The organism is Bradyrhizobium sp., from assembly GCF_035484855.1.
Lineage (GTDB): Bacteria > Pseudomonadota > Alphaproteobacteria > Rhizobiales > Xanthobacteraceae > Bradyrhizobium.
The window spans coordinates 1-7705 of record NZ_DATHOP010000221.1; the positions used below are offsets into that span (position 1 = coordinate 1).

Sequence of the window (7705 nt, forward strand, 5' to 3'; positions counted from 1 at the left end):
GGTCCGCGATCTCCTTCGGCCCGCCGACGATGGCGTCCGCGGTCTGGCCGCGGCCGGAGAAGGTGACAAAATCGCGCGCGCTGGGGTTGGTCTTGCCCGAGGTTTTCAGCACGCCGTCGCGGATGCCGAGGATGCCCTGCATGCCCTGCAGTTCTTCCGTGGTCAGCGGCTCGTCGATGCCCTTGGAGGCGAAATCGTAGTTCAGCCCCTCCGACAACAGCGACAGCGCGTCGATTTCCAGCGGCAGCTTTCCGATCAGCGCCATCTTGTCCTCGGCCTCGGATTTTGTCGCGCCGGAGACCGGCGTGATCAGATTGCAGAGGAACATCTGGTCGGGATCGCGGCCCGCCTTGGCGGCCTCGTTCCGGATCGCGTCATAGCCCTGTTTGGCGTTTGCGAGGTTGCGCGCCGCGGTGAAGATGACTTCGCCCCATCGGCCCGCGAAACGCTGGCCGCGGCCAGAGGCGCCGGCCTGGATGATGACGGGATGGCCCTGGCTGGAGCGCGGCACCGTGAACGGCCCGCGCGACTTGAAAAACTGCCCCTTGTGATCGAGCCGTTTCACCTTGGTCGGATCGGCGAAACGGCCGCTTTTCTTGTCGATCAGCAGCGAGCCGTCTTCCCAGCTGTCCCAGTGGCCGAGCACCACCTCCATGAATTCGTCGGCGCGGTCGTAGCGGAAATCATGCTCGAGGTGCTGGTCCTTGCCCATGTTGAGGGCTTCGCCGTCGTTCACGGAAGTAACGACGTTCCAGGCGGCGCGGCCGCCGGTCATCAGATCGAGGGTAGCAAACCGGCGGGCGACATCGAACGGCTCGTAATAGGTGGTCGAACAGGTCGAGGCGAGGCCGAGCTTTTCGGTCGCCATCCCCATCGCCGTCAGCACCACGATCGGGTCCATCTTCACGCACCGGATGCCGTATTCGACGGTGTGGGCGTGATCGTTGCCGTAACGATCCGGCATCGCCAGCCGGTCGTCGAAAAACGCCATGTGGAATTTCCCGGACTCCAGGATCCGGCCGATCTCCTGGTAATAATCGGCCGACATCGAATCGTCGCGCGATTGCGGATGGCGCCACGAGCTTGGCAGGTTGGTGCAGTTCTGCGCCTGCAGGAAGCCGACCATCACCATTTGCCGCGTCATGTTGCTCTCCCTGTGGCCTGCCTAACGCGACGTCACTTAAGATCGAGTTCGGCCGCCAATTTGTATTCGCCGGCGAGCGCGCGCAACTTGTCCCAGGTCGCGTCTTCGACGTCGATGCCGTGCGCCTTGCGCTGCTGCTCCCGGATATATTCGACCTCGCCCGGATAGAACACGCCGGTCGAACCTTCGGAGGGCGGCGTTGCCTTGAGATAACGCGCGAACTCGGCGACTTCCTTCTTGAAATCCTTCAGCGGGCGAAATGCGGCGACATTGAACACCGCCATGAAGCAACCGTCATTGTGCCGGCCGGTGGGCTCGACGCCAAACCCCAGGCCCGTGAGCAGCCCGCAGAGCACTTCGACCATCGCGGCGAGGCCGCTTCCCTTGTAGCCTTCCGTGCCGCCGAGCGGCAGCAGCGCGCCGCCCTTGCGAAACTGTTTGGGATCGGTGGTCTGCCGTCCCTCGCTGTCGACGATCCAACCGGTCGGAATCTGCTCGCCACGCGCAGCCGCAAGCGCGATCTTGCCGGCCGCCACCGCGGAAGTCGCCATGTCCAGATAAAACGGCGCCTCGAGGTCGGACGGTACCGCGATCGAGATCGGATTGGTGCCGAGCCGCGCCTCGCGGCCGCCGAACGGTGCGACATGTTTCGGCGAGCGGCCGGAATCGGCGGTGGCAAGCCCGATCATGCCCTCCCGCATCGCCATCATCGGATAGGCGGCGAGCCGGCCGACATGGCTTTGCCGGAATACCGTGCAGGCGGCGACATTGGCGGTCTTGGCCTTTTCGATGGTCAGCGCCATCGCCTTGGCATTGACATGAAATCCAAACCCCCAATGACCGTCGATCACGGTCGTGGTCGGCGTCTCCTGCACGATGCTCCATTTCGCGCCCGGTACGATATGGCCGACCTTGATGCGGTCGATATAGGTCGGGATCGCGATGATCCCGTGCGAGTCATGGCCGGCGAGGTTGGCGTTGACGCAGCCGACGGCGACCGCGTTGGCCTCTTCGTCGGAGGCGCCGGCAGCCCTGAGCAGCGCCGCGCCAATGCGCGTGAGACGGTCGGCCTGGACCATCGGCATGGGGGTTTCCTCTCAAAGCCCGCACGGGAAGCGGATCTTGCTTGTTGTCGCAAAGCCCATGGTCTCAAAGCCATGGCCGGTTAGCAATGACCCCGGGCCAGAATCTTGGGTGCCATGCAAGGGGTAGCCCTTCGGGCTCCCCGCCGCCCCCCGCAAGGGGGCTTTCCGAGGCGGCCCATTGCCTAAAAATCCGTAATTTTCCGGAGATTCTGGCGGCATTATTGGCAGGCCATTTACTCTGAATCGCAACTAATCCCGCCCCATAACGGCCACTTAGGCCTCGCCGGCGCATAACTCCCGCAAACGACTTGGGAAATGCCGTTTGGGGACCGCGATCTTGGAGACCAATATTCCGCGTACATTGGCGGCGTTGAGCGCGACCAACGAAGCGATCCTGTACGCCCAATCGCCCGAAGAACTGTACCGGCAGGTCTGCAAAGCCGCGTTTTCCAGCGGGGATTTCCTGGCGACCGCGGTCTTCCTGCTGGAGCCGGGAACCAATCTGCTGCGCTTTGCCGCCGGCTTCGGCGAGGACATCGTGCGGCTGTGCAAGATCGATATCTCGATCCTGGCTGGCACGCCGGAGGGCTCGGGCGTTTGCGGACAGGCGTTTCGCGATCAGAAAGTCATCGTCAGCAACGATTTTCTGAACGACAACCGGTCGCTGGCGTGGCGGGAAGGGGCAGCCAAGGCGCAGGTAGGGGCTGCGGCGGCATTGCCGCTGACCTGCAACGGCCGCGGCGTCGGCGTGTTGCTGGTCACCCTGCGCGAAGCCGGTTCGCTGACGGATCCGATCGTGTCGCTGCTGGAGCGGATGTCGGCGAACATTTCATATGCGCTCGCCAACTTCGATCGCGAGGCTGCGCGCCAGAACGGCGAACGGGCGATGCGAAGGTTGAACCGCATGTTCGGCGCCTTGAGCGCGACCAACGAGGCTATTCTTCGCGCCAGGACGCCGCAGGAACTCTACCAGCTTGTCTGCGACGCCGCCGTTCACAGCGGCAAGTCGATCGCCACGGTGGTCTTCCTCGCAGAGCCCGGTTCGATCTGGCTGAAACCGGTCGCCGGAACGGGCGAAATCGTCGAACTGGTGACGCGCGCGCCCTTCTCGATCGACCCGGACAACGTCTATGGCACCGGCGTGTGCGGCAAGGCATTCCGAACCCAGACGCCCAGCATCAATACCGATATTCTGAACTCGGTGCAGGCGCAGCCGTGGCGCCAGGCGGGACGCGAAACCGGCGTCGTGGCCTGTGTGGCGGTTCCGCTGATCAAGGCCGGCGCCAGCGTCGGCGTCTTGATGTTCTTCGTCAGTAAATCCTGGGCGATGGACGAGGAAATCATCGCGCTGCTGGCGCGAATGGCGGAGAACGTCTCGTTCGCGCTCGAAAATTTCGATCGTGCCGACGAAAAGGCGAGAGCCGGCGAACAGGAAGAGCGTCTGGCGCGGATGTACGCCGCCCTCAGCGAGACCAACGAAGCCATCATGCGCGCGCGGTCGCGCCCCGAGCTGTTTGAGCTGGTCTGCCAAGCCGCGGTGCATGGCGCGAAATTCCATTCCACGACCATCGCCTTGGCCGAGCCTGATTCCGATTTTCTTCGTGTGGTGGCCTCGCACGGGCCAAAGGCAAACGAAGTGAAGGACCAGAAATTCGCGATCACCCAGGCGCTACCGCAGGGACGCGGCTTGACCGGAACCGCGTTCCGGACGCAGCAACCCTGTATCAGCAACGACTATCTGGCCGATGAACGGACCAAACCCTGGCACGATTTCGGCCGTCGCAGCGGCCTCGGATCGTCGGCGGCATTGCCGCTGCTCAATAGCGGCCGCGCCGAGGGCGTCTTGATCTTCAATTCCCTGGAGAAAGGCGCGTTCACGCCGGAACTGGTCGAGCTGCTGCAACGGCTTGCGCAGAACGTGGCGTTTGCGCTCGAAAACTTCGATCGCGCCGACGAGAAGGCGCGGGCGGAAAAGCAGAAGGAGCGGCTGGCGGGAATGTTCGAAGCCCTCAGCGCGACCAACGAAGCCATCATCCGGGTCAAGACGCGGGCAGAATTGTTCGAACTGGTCTGCCATGCCGCGGTATTGGGCGGGATGTTCGCCTCTGCGACCATCGCGCTGGTCGAGCCCGATGGCGAGTATCTTCGAATTGCCGCGACCAAAGGCTTGAACTACGAACGCATGGGGAAACGCCGCTTCGTCGCCTCAGCCGACCACCCGGAAGGCCGGGGGTTGTCCGGAACGTCGTTCCGGACCCGACAGCCCTGCATCATCAACGACTTTCTGGGCGACCCGCGGACCGTGTACTGGCACGATATGGCAAGGGAAGACGGCACGCGATCCGGCGCAGCCTTCCCCCTGCTGCGGAATGGCGACAAGGCCGTCGGCGTGCTGTTGTTCCTTTCCCCCGACGAGGGCGCATTCACCGGCGATCTGGTGGAGCTGTTGGCGCGACTGGCGGAAAACGTCTCGTTCGCGCTGGATAATTTCGATCGCGCCGACGAAAAGGCCAGGACCGAGGAACAAAAGGAACGGCTGACGCGGATGTTCGCGGCACTGAGCGCGACCAACGAAGCGATCATGCGGGCGAAAACGCGCGCCGAGATGTTCGAACTGGTCTGCGTGGCGGCGTCGAATGGCGGAAAGTTCACCTCGACCACCATCGCTCTGGCCGATCCCGCCAGCGATGCCCTCGATGTCGTTGCCGTGGCCGGACTGGCCGCGGACACCATACGAAACATCAAGCTTTCGATCGACGACCGGTGCCCGGAAGGCCGCGGGCTGAGCGGGACCGCGTTTCGGTCCCGCCAGGCCTGCATCAGCAACGACTATCGGGCGGACCAGCGAGCCAGCGCCTTCCACGCACGCCTTCGCAGCGACGGGGCCAGGTCGGGCGCGGCGTTTCCGCTGCTGGTGCACGGCGATGCGGTCGGCGTCATCATGTTCATGGCCGCCGAAAAGGACACGTTCACCCCGGAATTCGTCGAATTGCTGCAGCGGCTGGCGGACAACGTGTCGTTTGCGCTCGAGAATTTCAAGCGCGCCGACGAAAAAACCAAGGCGGATGAACGCATCGAATATCTGGCGTCGCACGACAGCCTGACCAACCTGCCCAACCGGGAAATGTTCAACGAGTTGCTGCGCTACGCGATCGAGGCGGCGCGGCGCTATCAGCGGCGATTTGCGGTACTGTTCATCGATCTGGATCGATTCAAGATCATCAACGATTCGCTGGGGCATGACGCCGGCGACGTCCTGCTGGTTGAAATCGCCAACCGGCTGCGCAGTTCGTTGCGTTCGAGCGACGTGGTGGCGCGGCTCGGCGGCGACGAATTTGTGGTGATCCTCGAGGAAACCGCCGAAAGCGACGCCATCGAGCGGATCGCCCGCAATCTGCTGTCCGTGCTCAGCCAGCCGCTGCAATTGAGCGGCCACGAGTGCCACACCACGGCCTCGATAGGCATTGCGATGTATCCCTCCGACGGCTCCGACGTGCAGACGCTGACCAAGAATGCCGATATGGCGATGTACCTCGCCAAGGAGGACGGCAAGAACGGCTTCCGCTTCTTCACCAACGCGATCAAGACCCAGTCGATCGAGCGCCTGACGCTGGAGACCGCCCTGCGACGGGCGCTGGATCGCAACCAATTCGCGCTGCATTACCAGCCGAAGGTGGATATGACGACGGGGCAGATCACCGGCGTCGAGGCGCTGCTGCGCTGGACCCATCCCGATCTCGGTGTGCTGCCGCCCGCGCAATTCATCCCGCTGGCCGAGGAAACCGGGCTGATCGTTCCGATCGGCCGCTGGGTCCTGAACGAGGCCTGCGCGCAGAACATGGCCTGGCAGCGCCGCGGCTTGCGGCCGGTATCGATGGCGGTCAATCTGTCGCCGCGGCAGTTCGTCGACGAGCACCTGCTGCAGGACATCGACGAGGCGCTGGCGGCGAGCGGCATGTCGCCGGTGCTGCTGCAACTCGAAGTCACCGAAAGCATGGTGATGCGCAACGTTTCCCGCGCCGTCAAGGTTCTCGACGCGATCCAGAGCCGCGGCATTCGTCTTGCGATCGACGATTTCGGGACCGGCTATTCGTCGATGTCGCTGATGAAGCAGTTTCCGATCGACACCATCAAGATCGACCGCTCCTTCGTGCGCGACCTGCCGAGGGATTCCGAGGACCAGGCCATCGCGCAAGCGATCATCAGCATGGGCAAGGCGCTGGGGATGACGGTCGTCGCGGAAGGCGTGGAGACCGTCGAACAGCAGACCTTCCTGCGCGACCATGCCTGCGACGAGATGCAGGGTTACCTGTTCAGCAAGCCGGTCCCGCCGCGACAATTGGCCGAACTGCTGAGATCGCCGCCCTTGCTGGCGTCGCCGCCGCTGCAGCCCGCGACCGATGCCCCGAACAAACCGGCCCGGCGGTCAAGGCAAACCAGCGCCGCCGCAGGGCATTGACGACTATGCGGGATCCGCATGCTGCGCATGGCCCGGAAAATCGGCGGGCCAGGACGGCGACGTCTGGCCGGCGAGGCATTTGAGGAAAACCTCCGCGCCGTCGGTATAAGTCGCGTCGAGCGGCAATTCCAGACGAGCGCACCAGTCGGCCGGCATCGGCTGGGTCACGCCGTGTATCTCGATCGCCGGGCCCCACCACCATGCCGGAGCCGGCGATCTCTCGCGTTCCGGGACCGCGCGCCAGCGCGCGAACTCACGTACCACGCGCTCGAATTGCAGATTTTCGGCCTGATGCATCGAATGTCTCCCGCCGGCCTCGTGCTATTTCTCTTCGGCCGCGGTCGACGTCGCGGGTCCCTCGCCCATGATCAGCAGCACCGCGTCTTCGTCCTTGGCGCCGTCCCAGTGCACCTGCTTGCCGAAATGGGTGACGAAGCTGCCGGCGGGCATCGGGGTGGTGTTGGCGGGATCGAATTTCGGTCCCGTGCCTACCCACCAGGTGCCCTGCAGCACGACGATGTAACGGTCGTTGGGATGAAAATGCGGATGGCTGAAGTGGTTTCCCTTGGTCCATTTATTATAGATCGCGTAGAAGCCGGGCTTATTGGGGTCGCCGACGAGAACGGCGGTTTGCGCGCCACGGGCATCGACCGGTCCCCACGGAATCTGATCGGGCAATTTGTAGATCACCGCGGCGGGATTTAACTCGGCGGCGGAACTGATGCTGAGCATGCCAGCCACGGCGATGGAAATCACAAGGGCTTGGTAAAACCGGCTAACGGCTTTCATGCATCTCTCCACTATTTCTGGACCGCGATGATGACGCAGCGCTTTTGATTGCAAGCATGCTAGTCCGTGTGGCTTTCGCATCGCAAGACTGATATCGACCATGCGTCGGAAACCGCAGCGCAGCATGAAAACCTCCTTCGCTCTGCGTCGGACGGCGCGGTCACCGCCGACAAGTTGCAGGAGGGCGACTACGCTTATTTGGTCAGCAGGGCCGAGTTCTGGACCGAT

Annotated in this window: 5 protein-coding genes; 1 reads left to right on the forward strand and 4 read right to left on the reverse strand. The window is 63.5% G+C overall.

Annotation, left to right across the window (positions count from 1 at the left end):
- Positions 1 to 1144 (reverse strand): NtaA/DmoA family FMN-dependent monooxygenase (locus VK804_RS25525; RefSeq protein ID WP_325375383.1); only part of this gene is annotated, 1144 nt, incomplete at its 3' end.
- A gap of 32 nt (positions 1145 to 1176) precedes the next feature.
- A complete protein-coding gene (locus VK804_RS25530; protein ID WP_325375385.1) occupies positions 1177 to 2229 on the reverse strand; it encodes an Ldh family oxidoreductase in 1053 nt (350 codons plus the stop codon).
- A 337-nt stretch (positions 2230 to 2566) separates the two neighbouring features.
- On the opposite strand from VK804_RS25530, the gene VK804_RS25535 reads away from it, so the two are divergent.
- Positions 2567 to 6688, forward strand: a complete 4122-nt coding sequence (locus VK804_RS25535; RefSeq protein ID WP_325375391.1) for a bifunctional diguanylate cyclase/phosphodiesterase — start codon at positions 2567 to 2569, stop codon at positions 6686 to 6688.
- A 3-nt stretch (positions 6689 to 6691) separates the two neighbouring features.
- Here the strand turns inward: VK804_RS25535 and VK804_RS25540 are convergent, their stop codons facing one another.
- Positions 6692 to 6985: a hypothetical protein gene (locus VK804_RS25540; protein ID WP_325375387.1), complete on the reverse strand. Its 294-nt coding sequence runs from the start codon at positions 6983 to 6985 to the stop codon at positions 6692 to 6694.
- A 24-nt stretch (positions 6986 to 7009) separates the two neighbouring features.
- Positions 7010 to 7477 carry a cupin domain-containing protein gene (locus VK804_RS25545; protein WP_325375389.1) on the reverse strand — a complete coding sequence of 156 codons (468 nt, stop codon included), beginning with the start codon at positions 7475 to 7477 and terminating at the stop codon, positions 7010 to 7012.
- Positions 7478 to 7705: the final 228 nt, after the last annotated feature.